The 15,011-nt window shown below is 34.3% G+C and carries 27 protein-coding genes; all 27 read left to right on the top strand.

Going from position 1 to position 15,011, the window contains the following annotated elements; all coding sequences use genetic code 11:
* Positions 1-7 precede the first annotated feature (7 nt).
* A complete protein-coding gene (gene rplB / locus GTZ96_RS12100; protein WP_161644178.1) occupies positions 8-832 on the top strand; it encodes a 50S ribosomal protein L2 in 825 nt (274 codons plus the stop codon).
* 6 nt (positions 833-838) lie between these two features.
* Positions 839-1,117, top strand: a complete 279-nt coding sequence (rpsS, locus tag GTZ96_RS12095; protein WP_024981511.1) for a 30S ribosomal protein S19 — start codon at positions 839-841, stop codon at positions 1,115-1,117.
* A gap of 6 nt (positions 1,118-1,123) precedes the next feature.
* On the top strand, positions 1,124-1,534 hold the full coding sequence (rplV, locus tag GTZ96_RS12090; RefSeq protein WP_071183843.1) for a 50S ribosomal protein L22: 411 nt from the start codon (positions 1,124-1,126) through the stop codon (positions 1,532-1,534).
* Between the two features lie 6 nt (positions 1,535-1,540).
* Positions 1,541-2,290 carry a 30S ribosomal protein S3 gene (gene rpsC, locus GTZ96_RS12085; RefSeq protein WP_161644177.1) on the top strand — a complete coding sequence of 250 codons (750 nt, stop codon included), beginning with the start codon at positions 1,541-1,543 and terminating at the stop codon, positions 2,288-2,290.
* 18 nt (positions 2,291-2,308) lie between these two features.
* Positions 2,309-2,734 (top strand): 50S ribosomal protein L16, encoded by a 426-nt coding sequence (gene rplP / locus GTZ96_RS12080; RefSeq protein ID WP_007803637.1) that lies wholly within the window; start codon positions 2,309-2,311, stop codon positions 2,732-2,734.
* 13 nt (positions 2,735-2,747) lie between these two features.
* Positions 2,748-2,939 carry a 50S ribosomal protein L29 gene (rpmC, locus tag GTZ96_RS12075; RefSeq protein ID WP_161644176.1) on the top strand — a complete coding sequence of 64 codons (192 nt, stop codon included), beginning with the start codon at positions 2,748-2,750 and terminating at the stop codon, positions 2,937-2,939.
* Positions 2,940-2,955: 16 nt separating this feature from the next.
* Positions 2,956-3,216, top strand: coding sequence for a 30S ribosomal protein S17 (gene rpsQ, locus GTZ96_RS12070; RefSeq protein ID WP_026706247.1), 261 nt, complete (start codon positions 2,956-2,958; stop codon positions 3,214-3,216).
* Between the two features lie 2 nt (positions 3,217-3,218).
* A complete protein-coding gene (gene rplN, locus GTZ96_RS12065; RefSeq protein WP_026978405.1) occupies positions 3,219-3,587 on the top strand; it encodes a 50S ribosomal protein L14 in 369 nt (122 codons plus the stop codon).
* A gap of 11 nt (positions 3,588-3,598) precedes the next feature.
* Complete coding sequence (rplX, locus tag GTZ96_RS12060) at positions 3,599-3,913, top strand: 50S ribosomal protein L24 (RefSeq protein WP_073245935.1); 315 nt, start codon at positions 3,599-3,601, stop codon at positions 3,911-3,913.
* A 2-nt stretch (positions 3,914-3,915) separates the two neighbouring features.
* Positions 3,916-4,467, top strand: a complete 552-nt coding sequence (rplE, locus tag GTZ96_RS12055) for a 50S ribosomal protein L5 (RefSeq protein ID WP_161644175.1) — start codon at positions 3,916-3,918, stop codon at positions 4,465-4,467.
* Positions 4,468-4,470: 3 nt separating this feature from the next.
* Positions 4,471-4,740, top strand: a complete 270-nt coding sequence (gene rpsN, locus GTZ96_RS12050) for a 30S ribosomal protein S14 (protein WP_024981518.1) — start codon at positions 4,471-4,473, stop codon at positions 4,738-4,740.
* 72 nt (positions 4,741-4,812) lie between these two features.
* The gene (gene rpsH / locus GTZ96_RS12045) at positions 4,813-5,211 is read left to right on the top strand and encodes a 30S ribosomal protein S8 (RefSeq protein WP_161644174.1); all 399 of its coding nucleotides are present in this window, start codon (positions 4,813-4,815) and stop codon (positions 5,209-5,211) included.
* Positions 5,212-5,231: 20 nt separating this feature from the next.
* Positions 5,232-5,774, top strand: coding sequence for a 50S ribosomal protein L6 (gene rplF, locus GTZ96_RS12040; protein ID WP_161644173.1), 543 nt, complete (start codon positions 5,232-5,234; stop codon positions 5,772-5,774).
* A 13-nt stretch (positions 5,775-5,787) separates the two neighbouring features.
* Positions 5,788-6,138, top strand: a complete 351-nt coding sequence (gene rplR / locus GTZ96_RS12035; RefSeq protein ID WP_161644172.1) for a 50S ribosomal protein L18 — start codon at positions 5,788-5,790, stop codon at positions 6,136-6,138.
* Positions 6,139-6,141: 3 nt separating this feature from the next.
* Positions 6,142-6,666, top strand: coding sequence for a 30S ribosomal protein S5 (rpsE, locus tag GTZ96_RS12030; protein ID WP_085950926.1), 525 nt, complete (start codon positions 6,142-6,144; stop codon positions 6,664-6,666).
* Positions 6,667-6,677: 11 nt separating this feature from the next.
* Positions 6,678-6,860, top strand: a complete 183-nt coding sequence (rpmD, locus tag GTZ96_RS12025; protein ID WP_011963452.1) for a 50S ribosomal protein L30 — start codon at positions 6,678-6,680, stop codon at positions 6,858-6,860.
* 11 nt (positions 6,861-6,871) lie between these two features.
* Entirely contained in the window at positions 6,872-7,324 is a 453-nt protein-coding gene (gene rplO, locus GTZ96_RS12020) for a 50S ribosomal protein L15 (protein WP_161644171.1), read from the top strand.
* Between the two features lie 13 nt (positions 7,325-7,337).
* A complete protein-coding gene (secY, locus tag GTZ96_RS12015; RefSeq protein ID WP_161644170.1) occupies positions 7,338-8,684 on the top strand; it encodes a preprotein translocase subunit SecY in 1,347 nt (448 codons plus the stop codon).
* Positions 8,685-8,688: 4 nt separating this feature from the next.
* Entirely contained in the window at positions 8,689-8,904 is a 216-nt protein-coding gene (gene infA, locus GTZ96_RS12010; protein ID WP_026714631.1) for a translation initiation factor IF-1, read from the top strand.
* A gap of 11 nt (positions 8,905-8,915) precedes the next feature.
* Complete coding sequence (ykgO, locus tag GTZ96_RS12005; protein WP_002987490.1) at positions 8,916-9,032, top strand: type B 50S ribosomal protein L36; 117 nt, start codon at positions 8,916-8,918, stop codon at positions 9,030-9,032.
* Positions 9,033-9,034: 2 nt separating this feature from the next.
* Complete coding sequence (rpsM, locus tag GTZ96_RS12000) at positions 9,035-9,409, top strand: 30S ribosomal protein S13 (RefSeq protein WP_161644169.1); 375 nt, start codon at positions 9,035-9,037, stop codon at positions 9,407-9,409.
* 8 nt (positions 9,410-9,417) lie between these two features.
* Positions 9,418-9,801 (top strand): 30S ribosomal protein S11, encoded by a 384-nt coding sequence (gene rpsK / locus GTZ96_RS11995; protein ID WP_035637333.1) that lies wholly within the window; start codon positions 9,418-9,420, stop codon positions 9,799-9,801.
* Positions 9,802-9,889: 88 nt separating this feature from the next.
* Positions 9,890-10,495 (top strand): 30S ribosomal protein S4, encoded by a 606-nt coding sequence (gene rpsD / locus GTZ96_RS11990; RefSeq protein WP_161644168.1) that lies wholly within the window; start codon positions 9,890-9,892, stop codon positions 10,493-10,495.
* Between the two features lie 21 nt (positions 10,496-10,516).
* The gene (locus GTZ96_RS11985) at positions 10,517-11,509 is read left to right on the top strand and encodes a DNA-directed RNA polymerase subunit alpha (protein ID WP_071183834.1); all 993 of its coding nucleotides are present in this window, start codon (positions 10,517-10,519) and stop codon (positions 11,507-11,509) included.
* Positions 11,510-11,571: 62 nt separating this feature from the next.
* A complete protein-coding gene (rplQ, locus tag GTZ96_RS11980) occupies positions 11,572-12,066 on the top strand; it encodes a 50S ribosomal protein L17 (RefSeq protein WP_161644167.1) in 495 nt (164 codons plus the stop codon).
* 191 nt (positions 12,067-12,257) lie between these two features.
* Positions 12,258-13,358 (top strand): glutamine-hydrolyzing carbamoyl-phosphate synthase small subunit, encoded by a 1,101-nt coding sequence (gene carA, locus GTZ96_RS11975; protein ID WP_161644166.1) that lies wholly within the window; start codon positions 12,258-12,260, stop codon positions 13,356-13,358.
* Positions 13,359-13,576: 218 nt separating this feature from the next.
* Positions 13,577-14,869 carry a phosphopyruvate hydratase gene (eno, locus tag GTZ96_RS11970; protein WP_161644165.1) on the top strand — a complete coding sequence of 431 codons (1,293 nt, stop codon included), beginning with the start codon at positions 13,577-13,579 and terminating at the stop codon, positions 14,867-14,869.
* The last annotated feature ends 142 nt before the right edge of the window (positions 14,870-15,011 follow it).

Below are 15,011 nucleotides of genomic sequence, written 5' to 3'. Positions count from 1 at the left end.
TATAACAATGTCAGTAAGAAAATTAAAACCTATTACCGCAGGTCAGCGATTTAGAGTTGTGAATGGTTATGACGCCATTACAACTGATAAGCCGGAACGCTCTTTGATAGCGCCGATAAAAAACTCTGGAGGTAGAAATAGTCAAGGAAAGATGACCATGCGTTATACGGGTGGTGGTCACAAGCAGAGATATCGTATCATTGATTTCAAAAGAACTAAAGATGGAATTCCAGCTACAGTGAAATCAATTGAGTATGATCCAAACAGAACTGCTTTTATTGCTTTATTAGCGTATGCTGATGGAGAGAAAACTTATATTATTGCTCAAAATGGATTGAAAGTAGGTCAGAAATTAGTTTCTGGTGCTGAAGCTCAACCAGAAATTGGGAATACATTACCTTTAAGTAAAGTTCCTCTGGGAACTGTAATTTCTTGTATCGAATTGAGACCTGGTCAAGGAGCTGTTATTGCTCGTTCTGCAGGAACATTTGCTCAATTAATGGCAAGAGATGGAAAATATGCAACAATTAAAATGCCATCAGGAGAAACAAGATTAATCTTGTTGACTTGTTCGGCTACAATTGGAGCAGTATCTAATTCAGACCACCAATTAGTAGTATCTGGTAAAGCAGGTAGAACTAGATGGTTAGGAAGAAGACCTAGAACAAGACCTGTTGCAATGAACCCTGTTGATCACCCAATGGGTGGTGGAGAAGGTCGTTCTTCTGGTGGACATCCACGTTCAAGAAATGGAGTACCAGCTAAAGGTTATAGAACTCGTTCTAAGAAAAATCCGAGTAGTAAGTATATCGTAGAACGTAGAAAGAAATAATAAGATATGGCACGTTCATTAAAAAAAGGACCTTTCGTTCATTATAAGTTAGAAAAGAAAGTTGAAGAAAACATTGCAGGTGGAAATAAAGGAGTGGTTAAGACTTGGTCTAGAGCTTCTATGATTACTCCTGACTTTGTTGGACAAACTATCGCAGTTCATAACGGTCGTCAGTTTGTACCAGTTTACGTAACAGAAAACATGGTAGGTCACAAATTAGGAGAATTTTCACCAACTAGATCTTTTAGAGGTCATGCTGGAGCAAAAAATAAAGGTAAAAAATAAGAAGCAATGGGAGTTCGTAAAAGAGAAACAGCAGATGCGAGAAAAGAGGCTAATAAGTCTATTGCTTTCGCAAAATTGAATAACTGCCCTACTTCACCTAGAAAAATGCGCTTAGTAGCGGACTTGGTAAGAGGTCAGAAGGTAGAAAGAGCACTTAACATCTTAAGATTCAGTTCTAAAGAAGCTTCAAGAAAATTAGAGAAACTATTATTATCTGCAATCAACAACTGGGAGCAAAAAAATAGTGAAGGTAATTTAGAAGAAGCTGGATTATTTGTTAAAGAGATTAGAGTAGATGGTGGAATGATGTTGAAAAGACTTCGTCCAGCTCCACAAGGTCGCGCACATAGAATTAGAAAACGTTCAAATCACGTAACAATCGTGTTAGGAGCTATTAATAACACACAAGCAAATTAATACAAGATGGGACAAAAGACAAATCCAATTGGAAATAGACTTGGTATCATCAGAGGATGGGACTCTAACTGGTATGGTGGAAATGATTACGGCGATAAATTAGCTGAAGATCACAAAATCAGAAAGTATGTACATGCTCGTTTATCAAAAGCTAGTGTATCAAAAGTAATCATCGAGAGAACTTTGAAACTTGTAACCGTTACTATCACTACTGCTAGACCTGGTATTATTATCGGAAAAGGTGGCCAAGAGGTAGACAAGTTGAAAGAAGAACTTAAGAAAATTACAGACAAAGAAGTTCAAATTAACATCTTTGAAATCAAAAGACCTGAGTTAGATGCTTATTTAGTTGCAACAAGCATCGCTCGTCAAATCGAAAGTCGTATTTCTTACAGACGTGCAATTAAAATGGCTATTGCTGCTTCTATGCGTATGAACGCTGAAGGTATCAAAGTTTTAATTTCTGGTCGTTTGAATGGTGCTGAGATGGCGCGTTCAGAAGGTTTCAAAGAGGGAAGAATTCCTTTGTCAACTTTCAGAGCCGATATTGATTATGCACTTGCTGAAGCGCATACTACTTACGGTAGAATGGGTATCAAAGTGTGGATCATGAAAGGTGAAGTTTACGGAAAGAGAGATCTTTCTCCGCTTGCTGGAATGGACAAAAAACAAGCTGGCGGAAAAGGTGGAGATGCTCCTCGCGGAAAATCTAACTTTGGAAAAGGTGGAAAACCTGACGCTCGTAAAAGAAAGTAATTTTTAAATTAAAGAAAAATGTTACAGCCTAAAAGAACTAAATACCGTAAGGTACAAAAAGGTAAAATGAAAGGAAACTCTCAAAGAGGGCATGAACTTTCTAATGGAATGTTTGGTATTAAATCTGTTCATGAAGATGGTATGTTTCTTACTTCACGTCAAATCGAAGCTGCGCGTATTGCTGCAACTCGTTTTATGAAGAGAGAAGGACAATTATGGATCAAAATATTTCCAGACAAACCAATTACTAAGAAACCTCTTGAGGTACGTATGGGTAAAGGTAAAGGTGCCGTTGAATATTGGGCAGCTGTTGTTAAACCCGGAAGAATTATGTTTGAAGTAGGAGGGGTTCCTTTGTCAGTTGCAAAAGAGGCGTTACGTCTTGCAGCTCAAAAACTTCCTGTGAAAACTAAATTCGTTGTTGCTAGAGATTTCGAAGCATAATCTATATCAAATTATGAAACAATCAGAAATAAAAGATCTTTCTGCAGCACAGTTGCAAGAAAATCTTAGCCAAGCTAAGAAAACATATGCTGACCTAAAAATGGCTCATGCAATATCTCCAATTGAAAATCCACTTCAAATTAGAAGTTTGAGAAGAGCAGTTGCGAGATTGGCTACAGAGCTTACTAAAAGAGAGGTGCAATAATTGTAATCTGCGAAAGATGGAAGAAAAAAGAAATTTAAGAAAAGAAAGAATTGGTGTTGTAACGTCAAACAAAATGGATAAATCTATTGTTGTTGCACAAGTTACTAAAGTAAAACACCCATTATATGGTAAGTTCGTATTGAAAACAAAGAAATTTGTTGCACATGACGAAACAAACGACTGTAACATTGGAGATACTGTAAGAATTAGCGAAACGCGTCCTTTAAGTAAGTCAAAATGTTGGAGATTGGTTGAAATCCTAGAAAGAGCTAAATAATTATGGTACAACAAGAATCAAGACTAAAAGTAGCAGATAACACAGGGGCTAAAGAAGTTTTAACTATCCGTGTTTTAGGAGGTACCAAAAGAAGGTATGCCTCTGTTGGTGACAAGATTGTAGTATCTATTAAAGATACATCTCCTAACGGAAGCGTTAAAAAAGGAGCTGTTTCAACTGCAGTTGTTGTACGTACCAGAAAAGAAGTGAGAAGAGCTGATGGTTCTTATATCCGTTTCGATGATAATGCATGTGTTCTTTTGAACGCTGCAGGGGAAATGAGAGGAACTCGTGTTTTTGGTCCGGTAGCAAGAGAACTTCGTGAAAAACAATTCATGAAAATTGTATCATTAGCACCAGAAGTGCTTTAATTCGTTTTAAGATGATAAAGCTAAAAATAAAATCAGGAGATATCGTAAGAGTAATTGCTGGAGACCATAAAGGTGCTGAAGGTAAAGTATTACGTGTTGACCGTGAGAAAAACAAAGCGATTGTTGAAGGTGTAAACATGGTTTCGAAACATACAAAACCAAGTGCTAAAAACCCTCAAGGAGGAATCGTTAAGAAGGAAGCTCCTATTCAAATTTCTAATATCTCTTTAATTGATCCTAAAACTAAGGAAACAACAAGAGTAGGTGTAAGAGTTGAAGGAGATAAGAAAGTAAGATTTTCAAAAAAATCTAATCAAGTACTATAGTAATGGCGTATATACCTAGATTAAAAGAGGAATATAAGAGTAGAGTAATCTCTGCTCTTAAAGAAGAGTTCGGATATGTAAACGTAATGCAAGTTCCAAAATTGGAAAAAATCGTTTTAAGCCGTGGAGTTGGTGCAGCTGTATCTGATAAAAAACTAATTGACTATGCAGTTGATGAGTTAACTAAGATCACTGGACAAAAAGCAGTTTCTACAATCTCTAAGAAAGACGTTGCGTCTTTCAAATTGAGAAAAGGAATGCCTATTGGAGCAAAAGTTACTTTGCGTGGAGAAAGAATGTATGAGTTTTTAGATAGACTTATTACTTCAGCTTTACCACGTGTAAGAGATTTTAGTGGTATCAAAGCTACTGGATTCGATGGTAGAGGTAATTATAATCTTGGAGTTTTAGAGCAAATCATTTTCCCAGAAATTGATATTGATAAAGTTAACAAGATTTCAGGAATGGATATCACTTTTGTTACTACTGCTCAAACAGACAAAGAAGCAAAGTCATTATTGGCTGAATTAGGTTTACCTTTTAAAAAGAATTAAGATATGGCTAAAGAATCAATGAAAGCCCGCGAGGTTAAGAGAGAAAAAACGGTAGCTAAGTATGCTGAGAAAAGAAAAGCTTTGATAGAGGCTGGAGATTTCGTAGGTTTGCAAAAATTACCTAAAAATGCTTCACCAGTTCGTTTACACAATCGTTGTAAATTAACAGGTAGACCAAGAGGGTACATGCGTCAATTCGGTATTTCACGTGTAACTTTCCGTGAAATGGCTAATAATGGATTGATACCAGGAGTTAAAAAAGCCAGCTGGTAAAAAACGAATTTTAATTGGTTAAAGGTTCAATGAGAAAGACTTAAAGAAAACCATAACCGCAAATTAATAAATATGAATACAGATCCTATTGCAGATTATTTAACGCGAGTTAGAAACGCTGTGGCTGCAAACCACAAAGTTGTCGAAATTCCTGCATCTAATCTAAAAAAAGAAATTACTAAGATCTTATTTGATCAAGGTTATATCTTAAGTTACAAATTTGAAGAAAACACTATTCAGGGTTCTATCAAAATTGCTTTGAAGTATGATAAAGATACTAAAGAGGCAGTTATTAAAGATATCCAAAGAATTAGTAAACCAGGTTTACGTAAATATTCTAGTTCTTCAAATATTCCTAGAATCCTTAACGGATTAGGTATTGCTATTGTTTCTACTTCAAAAGGTTTGATGACTGGAAAGAAAGCTAAGCAATTAAATGTAGGTGGTGAAGTAATTTGCTACGTATACTAATTTAAAAAGACTTATAAGAGATGTCAAGAATAGGAAAGAGTCCAATTGTAATCCCTGCTGGAGTAACTATTGAAGTTAAAGATGGTATCATTACAGTAAAAGGAAAAAACGGTCAACTAACACAGGAGTTTTCGGATGTAACTGTAACAGTTGAAGGTGATCAAGTTCAAGTTGAAAGATCATCTGATCATAAAGATCAAAGAGCAAAACACGGTTTATATAGATCTTTAATCAACAATATGTTTATTGGTGTAACTGAAGGTTTTACAAAATCATTAGAATTGGTAGGAGTAGGTTACAGAGCTTCTAACCAAGGACAAAAATTAGATTTAGCACTTGGATTTTCTCACAATATTGTTTTAGAAGTTGCTCCAGAAGTAATTGTTGAAACTATATCTGAAAAAGGTAAAAACCCAATTGTAAAATTAACATCATTAGATAAACAACTTTTAGGAGCTGTTGCTGCGAAAATCAGAGGTTTCCGTAAGCCAGAGCCGTACAAAGGAAAAGGTGTTAAATTTGTAGGTGAAGTATTAAGAAGAAAAGCAGGTAAATCAGCTTAAAAAATAAGAGATTATGTCATTAACAAAACCTGAAAGAAGACAGAGAATCAGATTCAGAATCAGAAAAACGATAAGTGGTACTGCTGCTAATCCAAGATTATCTGTATTTAGAAGTAACAAAGAAATTTACGCTCAACTTATTGATGACGTAAACGGAGTTACATTGTTGTCTGCTTCTTCAAGAGAAAAAGAAATAGGAAACGGTACTAACGTTGAAGTTGCAGCTGCAGTTGGAAAACTTGTTGCAGAAAAAGCGTTAAAAGCTGGGGTTGAAACAGTAAAATTCGATAGAGGAGGATACTTATACCACGGTCGTATTAAATCATTAGCAGAAGGCGCAAGAGCGGCTGGACTTAAATTCTAATATATTATGTCTAAATACAAAAATGTAGAATTGGTAAAACCAAGTGGTCTTGAACTTAAAGATCGTCTGGTAAGTGTTAATCGTGTTACTAAAGTTACAAAGGGTGGTAGAGCTTTCGGTTTTTCTGCTATTGTAGTTGTAGGTGATGAAAACGGAGTAGTTGGACACGGATTAGGAAAATCTAAAGATGTTTCTGAAGCAATTGCGAAAGCAGTAGAAGATGCTAAGAAAAATTTAGTTAAAATTCCTTTGAATGGTCAATCAGTTCCTCACGAACAAAAAGGTAAATTTGGTGGTGCACGTGTATTCTTAATTCCTGCCTCTCATGGTACAGGAGTTATTGCTGGTGGAGCTGTTCGTTCAGTTCTTGAATCAGTAGGTATTCACGATGTATTATCTAAATCTCAAGGATCATCAAATCCTCACAACGTAGTAAAAGCAACTTTTGATGCTTTATTACAAATGAGAAGTGCTCACACCGTTGCAAAACAAAGAGGAGTATCTTTAGAAAAAGTTTTTAAAGGTTAATCAAGGAAATTATGGCTAAATTATTAGTAAAACAAGTTAGAAGTAAAATCAACTGTCCACTTGATCAAAAAAGAGGATTAGAGGCTTTAGGTCTACGTAAAATGGGTCAAGTTGTAGAGCATGACTCAAACCCTACAATCCTTGGGATGATAAACAAAGTTAAACACTTAGTTTCTGTTGAAGAAGCTAAATAACAAATACTGTTATGAATTTAAGTAACTTACAACCAGCTGAAGGGTCAACACACAATCAAAATAAAAGATTAGGTAGAGGAGAAGGTTCTGGAAAAGGTGGTACCGCTGCACGTGGACACAAAGGAGCAAAATCTCGTTCTGGATATTCTAAAAAGATTGGTTTTGAAGGAGGTCAAATGCCACTTCAAAGGCGTGTTCCTAAGTTTGGTTTCACAAACATCAATCGTAAAGAATACGAAGGTGTTAATCTAGATACACTTCAATTATTGGTAGATAACGGTCTAGTTACAGATTCTGTTCAAATGACAGATTTTGTTGCAAATCGTTTGGCTACTAAAAATGAAATTGTAAAGATTTTAGGAAGAGGAGAATTGAAAGCTAAATTAAAAGTAACTGCTCACAAATTTACTGCTACTGCAAAAGCTGCTATTGAAGCTGCTGGTGGAGAAGCTGTAACAATATAATTTTTCAATTAATATGAAGAAATTTATTGAATCAATAAGTAATGTTTGGAAAATCGAGGAACTAAAAAACAGAATCCTAATGACCTTAGGACTGCTTTTAGTTTATCGTTTTGGAGCTCACGTTACTCTTCCAGGAATTGACGCTACACAATTAAACAGTTTAGCTGGCCAAACCGAAAAGGGTATTGGGTCTATTTTAGACATGTTTACTGGAGGAGCTTTTTCTAAAGCGTCAGTTTTTGCTTTAGGAATTATGCCTTATATTTCTGCATCTATCGTTGTACAGCTTATGGGAATTGCTATTCCTTATTTGCAAAAACTACAAAGTGATGGAGAAAGTGGTAGAAAAAAGATTAATCAAATCACACGTTGGTTGACTATTGTTATTACTCTAGTACAAGGACCTACGTATATTTACAATCTTTACAGAACTTTACCAAGTAGTGCATTTTTATTAGGTTTTAATTCTTTTGAATTCTTATTTTCTTCAGTAATTATCTTAGTTACAGGTACAATTTTTGCCATGTGGTTGGGAGAAAAGATAACTGATAAAGGAATAGGTAACGGTATATCACTATTAATAATGGTGGGTATCCTTGCTAGATTTCCTCAAGCATTTATTCAAGAATTTACAACTAGAGTTACTAATAACAATGGTGGTCCAATGTTGTTAGTGATTGAAATAATTATTTGGCTTTTAGTTATCATTGCATGTGTGTTGTTAACTATGGCTATTCGAAAAATACCAGTTCAGTATGCTAGACGTACTGCTTCTGGTGATTTTGAACAAGATATGTTAGGTGGAAATAGACAATGGATTCCTTTGAAGCTTAATGCTGCTGGGGTTATGCCTATCATTTTTGCGCAAGCAATTATGTTTATTCCTGCTGCTGTAGCAGGGTTGTCAAAATCCGATGCTTCACAATCTATTGTAGGTGCTTTTAGTAATATGTTCGGTTTTTGGTATAATTTTGTTTTTGCAACTTTAATCGTTGTTTTTACATTCTTTTATACTGCAATTACAGTTCCTACTAATAAAATGTCAGATGATCTTAAAAGAAGTGGTGGTTTTATTCCAGGTGTTAGACCGGGAGCTGAAACTTCTGATTTTCTTGACAAAGTGATGTCTTTAATAACTTTTCCAGGTTCTTTATTTCTTGCTCTAATAGCTGTGTTCCCAGCGATAGTTGTAAGTCTTATGGATGTTCAACAATCTTGGGCAATGTTTTTTGGAGGTACCTCATTAATAATTATGGTAGGTGTTGCAATCGACACCATTCAACAAATCAATTCGTACTTGTTGAATAAGCATTATGATGGTTTAATGAAAAGCGGAAAAAACAGAAAGGCAGTAGCTTAATTTTATGGCAAAACAATCAGCAATAGAACAAGACGGATCAATTATCGAAGCATTATCTAATGCAATGTTCCGTGTAGAATTAGAGAATGGACATGTTGTGATTGCTCATATTTCGGGAAAGATGCGTATGCATTATATCAAATTATTACCTGGTGATAAAGTGAAACTGGAAATGAGTCCTTACGATTTGTCTAAAGCAAGAATTACTTATAGATATTAAAGATATTCACAATGAAAGTAAGAGCATCAGTAAAAAAGAGAAGTGCCGAGTGCATTATCGTACGTAGAAAAGGAAGATTATACGTAATAAACAAAAAGAATCCTAGATTTAAACAAAGACAAGGATAATTATGGCAAGAATAGCAGGGGTAGATATCCCAAAAAACAAGAGAGGTGTTATTGCACTTACCTACATCTTCGGATTAGGAAAAAGTAGAGCTATAGAGATTTTAGAAAAAGCTCAAGTTAGCCAAGACAAAAAAGTTCAAGATTGGAATGATGACGAAATAGGAGCAATTCGTGAGGCAGTTTCAACTTTCAAAATTGAAGGTGAATTGCGTTCAGAAGTTTCTTTGAACATCAAACGTTTAATGGATATTGGATGTTACAGAGGTATTCGTCATAGAACTGGTCTTCCATTAAGAGGACAAAGAACTAAGAATAACTCTAGAACAAGAAAAGGTAAAAGAAAAACTGTTGCTAACAAGAAAAAAGCAACTAAATAATAAGTAATATGGCTAAAGCAACTACAAAAAAACGTAAAGTTATCGTTGAATCAACGGGAGAAGCTCATATTTCTGCTACCTTCAATAACATCATTATTTCTTTGACTAACAAAAAAGGTGAAGTTATTTCTTGGTCTTCAGCTGGTAAAATGGGTTTTAGAGGTTCTAAAAAGAATACTCCATACGCAGCTCAAATGGCCGCAGAAGATTGTAGTAAAGTAGCTCTTGAAGCTGGATTGAAAAAAGTTAAGGTTTATGTAAAAGGACCAGGAAACGGACGTGAGTCTGCTATCCGTTCTTTGCATAACGGTGGAATCGAAGTAACTGAAATTATCGACGTTACTCCAATGCCACACAACGGTTGTCGTCCTCCAAAGAGACGTAGAGTTTAATAATAAATTTAAGTATAACTAGGTAGAATCACGATTATCGAAGGATATGACCTGAATTCATAATCTCTACCTTAATTAATTCATTGAAATGGCAAGATATACTGGTCCTAAAACTAGAATTGCTCGTAAATTTGGCGAAGCAATCTTCGGAGATGACAAATCTTTCGAAAAAAGAAACTACCCTCCTGGACAACACGGGATGGCTAAAAAAAGAGGTAAAAAATCTGAATATGCTATCCAGTTAATGGAAAAGCAAAAAGCTAAATATTCTTACGGAATTTTAGAAAAACAATTCAGAGGTTTATTCAAAAAAGCATCAGCTACTAAAGGTGTTACTGGTGAAGTTCTTTTACAATTATGTGAGGCAAGATTGGATAACGTAGTTTTTAGAATGGGCGTTGCTCCTTCTAGAAGAGGTGCTAGACAATTAGTTTCTCACAGACACATCACTGTTAACGGTGAAGTTGTAAACATTCCTTCTTACCACCTTAAACCTGGTGATAAAGTTGCTGTTCGTGAAAAATCTAAATCTTTAGATGCTATCGAACGTTCTTTATCTAATTCAAGTCAAGTTTATGAATGGATTACTTGGAACAATGACGTTAAAGAAGGTACTTTCGTAGCTGTACCTGCTAGACTTCAAATTCCAGAAAACATTAAAGAACAATTAATCGTAGAGTTGTACAACAAATAATAATTGACTTAGTCGAAATTTATGGCAATATTTAATTTTCAAAAGCCCGATAAAGTTATCATGATCGATTCAACCGATTTTGAAGGTAAATTCGAATTTAGACCTTTAGAACCTGGTTACGGATTGACTGTTGGTAATGCACTTAGAAGAGTTTTGCTTTCAGCATTGGAAGGTTATGCAATTACATCTGTTCGCATAGAAGGTGTAGATCATGAGTTTTCTACTATTTCAGGAGTTGTTGAAGATGTTACCGAAATTATCCTTAATCTAAAACAAGTACGTTTCAAACGTCAAATTGAAGATATCGATAATGAATCAGTTTCTATTTCTGTTTCAGGTAAAGATCAGTTAACAGCTGGTGATTTTCAAAAATTTATTTCAGGTTTCCAAGTTTTGAATCCAGAACTAGTGATCTGTAATTTAGATAGTAAAATCAAATTAAACCTTGATTTAACAATTGAAAAAGGTAGAGGATATGTTCCTGCTGAAGAGAACAAAAAACAGAATGCTGCAATTGGAACCATATTTACAGATTCAATTTTTACTCCGGTAAAAAATGTAAAATATGCTATTGAAAACTTCCGTGTAGAGCAAAAAACAGATTATGAAAAATTAGTTTTTGAAATTAAAACTGATGGTTCTATTAATCCAAAAGATGCTTTGACAGAAGCTGCTAAAGTTCTAATTCACCATTTCATGTTGTTCTCTGACGAAAGAATTACACTTGAGGCTGATGAAATTGCACAAACAGAATCTTATGATGAGGAATCATTACATATGAGACAATTGCTTAAAACTAAGCTTGTTGATATGGATTTGTCTGTGAGAGCCTTAAATTGTTTGAAAGCGGCTGAAGTTGATACACTTGGTGATTTAGTATCGTTCAATAAAAATGACCTAATGAAATTCCGTAATTTCGGTAAAAAATCTTTAACAGAGCTAGATGAACTTGTAGCAGTTAAGAATTTGACTTTCGGAATGGATTTAGCGAAATACAAACTAGATAAAGAATAATTTACTTCATATTTTGCTCTCCATAGTGGATTGTAGCAAGATGAAGTTAAAATAAATTGGTCATGAGACACGGAAAAAAATTCAATCACTTAAGCAGACAGACTGCGCATAGAAAATCTATGTTAGCTAATATGGCTTGTTCTCTTATCGAGCACAAACGTATTAACACTACTGTTGCTAAAGCAAAAGCACTTAAACAATTTGTTGAGCCGCTTATAACAAAATCTAAAAATGATACGACTCACAATCGTCGTATTGTTTTTGCTAACTTACGTAGCAAATATGCGGTAACTGATTTATTCAGAGACGTAGCTGTTAAAGTTGGTGACCGTCCAGGTGGATACACTCGTATCATTAAAGTTGGAAATCGTTTAGGAGATAATGCTGATATGGCAATGATCGAATTAGTAGATTTCAATGAACTTTACAATGGAGGTAAAAAAGAAGTTAAAAAAGCAAAAAGCCGTCGTGGTGGTAAAGCTAAGAAAACAGAAGAAGCTCCAGTTGATGAGGCTCCTGCTGCAGAAACTGATACTACTACTGAAGCTGCTGAATAATTATGAAAATAATCATTCAATAAAATCAAGGATAAACTATTTTTTTAGTTTATCCTTTTTTTTTGATTTTTTATTACCTGGAGTTGGTGTTAGCTACTAATTATAAGTATTATTTCAATTTTAAAATAATTTTTTAAAATTGTTGCTTTCACTCCTTTAATGAATTAAATTTGCACCATATTTAAAAACAAATGAAATACACAACACGAAAAAGCGCCATCCTTTTATTAAGTGACGGAACTATATTCCACGGAAAATCTATCGGAATCAGCGGAACCACTTTTGGTGAAGTTTGTTTTAATACAGGAATGACTGGTTATCAAGAAATTTTCACTGATCCATCTTATTTTGGACAAATTATGGTGGCAACTAACGCACATATTGGAAATTATGGCGTTAATGAAAATGAAGTAGAGTCAAACGGAATTAAAATTTCAGGTTTGGTTTGTAAAAATTTCAGTTTTAACTATTCCAGAGTTGATGCTTTAGGAAGTTTAGAAGATTATTTTACAAAACACAATCTAATCTGTATCTCAGATGTTGATACTCGTGCTTTGGTAAGTTATATTAGAGAAAATGGAGCAATGAACTCTGTAATTTGTACAGATGATACTCCTATCGAAGAATTAAAAGCGGCTTTAGCTAGTGTTCCGGATATGAAAGGTTTGGAATTAGCTTCTAAAGTTTCTACTAAAGAGCCTTACTTTTACGGAGATGAAAATGCTAAATATAAAGTGTCTGCTTTAGATTTAGGAATTAAAACAAATATTCTTCGCAATCTGGCTAAAAGAGATTGTTATATTAAGGTATATCCTTATGATGCTTCTTATGCTGATTTAGCGTCTTTCAATCCTGATGGTTTCTTTCTTTCCAATGGACCTGGAGATCCAGAACCATTAGAAAGTGCAATTGGAGTAGCTAAAGAAATTTTGGCAAATAATAAGCCTTTGTTTGGAATTTGTTTAGGACACCAAGTAATTGGTTTAGCAAATGGGATTTCAACCTATAAAATGTTTAATGGTCACCGTGGAATTAATCATCCTGTAAGTAATTTGATTACTGGTAAAGGTGAGATTACTTCTCAAAATCACGGTTTTGCAGTAAATAGAGAAGAGCTGGAAGCTAATCCGGAAATGGAAATTACGCATCTTCATTTGAATGATGGAACTGTTGCTGGTATGAGAATGAAAAATAAAAATTGTTTTTCTGTTCAATACCACCCAGAAGCAAGTCCTGGCCCACATGATTCTTCTTATTTATTTGATCAATTTATTGAGAATTTAAAGAAGTAATTTTTTTTTTAAGATATTAAAACAGGCTAAGCATTTTTTGTTTAGCCTGTTTTTTTTGCTCTAAATTTCGGTTCTGTCTTTAATTTGTAAATTTTATTTTAAATTATGTTTAAAAAATGAATTTATAACGTTTTCGTTGATAACGATTAAAAAAAATAGTACTTTGTTTGAAAAACTTAGAATATATTTGTATTCTAAAAAATTAAAAACTAAGTAATATGAGTATTATTATCAAAATTCATGCAAGACAAATTTTCGATTCAAGAGGTAATCCTACTGTAGAAGTAGATGTAATTACAGAAAACGGTGTTTTAGGAAGAGCGGCAGTTCCATCTGGAGCTTCAACTGGAGAACACGAAGCTGTAGAATTACGTGATGGTGGAAAAGCTTTCTTAGGAAAAGGAGTTTTAAATGCAGTGAACAATGTTAATACTGTTATTGCTGAAGAACTTGTTGGAACTTCTGTTTTCGAACAAAATCTTATCGATCAATTAATGATTGATTTAGATGGTACTCCAAACAAATCTAAATTAGGAGCTAATGCAATTTTAGGAGTTTCTTTGGCTGTTGCTAAAGCTGCTGCTGCTGAATTGGGATTACCTTTATACAGATATGTAGGTGGAGTTTCTGCAAATACATTACCTGTTCCAATGATGAACATCATCAACGGTGGTTCTCACTCTGATGCTCCGATTGCTTTTCAAGAATTCATGATTTTCCCAGTAAAAGCAACTTCTTTTTCTCACTCTATGCAAATGGGTACTGAAATTTTCCATAGTTTGAAAAAAGTATTACACGATAGAGGTCTTTCTACAGCTGTAGGTGACGAAGGAGGTTTTGCTCCAAACTTGGCTGGTGGTACTGAAGATGCTTTGGATACTATCAAATTAGCAGTTGAGAAAGCTGGTTATACTTTTGGTGACGAAATTATGATTGCTTTAGACTGTGCTTCTGCTGAATTTTATGTAAACGGAAAATACGATTACTCTAAATTTGAAGGAGAAACTGGAAAAGTTAGAACTTCTGCTGAACAAGCTGAATATTTAGCTGATTTAACAACTAAATACCCAATTATCTCTATCGAAGACGGTATGGATGAAAACGACTGGGAAGGATGGAAATTATTGACTGAAAAAATTGGAGATAAAGTTCAATTAGTAGGTGATGATTTGTTTGTAACTAATGTTGAGCGTTTGTCAACTGGTATCGAAAAAGGAATTGCTAACTCAATCCTTATTAAAGTAAACCAAATTGGAACTTTAACTGAAACTATTGCAGCAGTTAACATGGCTAAAAATGCAGGATATACTTCAGTAATGTCTCACCGTTCAGGAGAGACTGAAGATAATACAATTGCTGATTTAGCAGTAGCTTTAAACTGTGGTCAAATTAAAACAGGTTCAGCTTCACGTTCTGACCGTATGGCTAAGTACAATCAATTGATTAGAATTGAAGAAGAATTAGGAAATACAGCTTATTTTCCTGGAAAAAAAGCCTTTAAAATAAAATAAGAATAACGATTTGTTGTTTTTGAAAGCCACTCTTATTAAAAGAGTGGCTTTTTTTTTCAAATTTAACAATATCACTACTTTTTTCTCTTTTTAATTAATGTTATTATCCTTAGATTTGGTAAATTATTAAGTGTAAAGATTT

Source organism: Flavobacterium undicola, from assembly GCF_009909155.2.
Classification (GTDB): domain Bacteria; phylum Bacteroidota; class Bacteroidia; order Flavobacteriales; family Flavobacteriaceae; genus Flavobacterium; species Flavobacterium undicola.
Note: the sequence above shows the minus strand (reverse complement) of the source record. Positions and strands in the feature narration are given on the sequence as shown.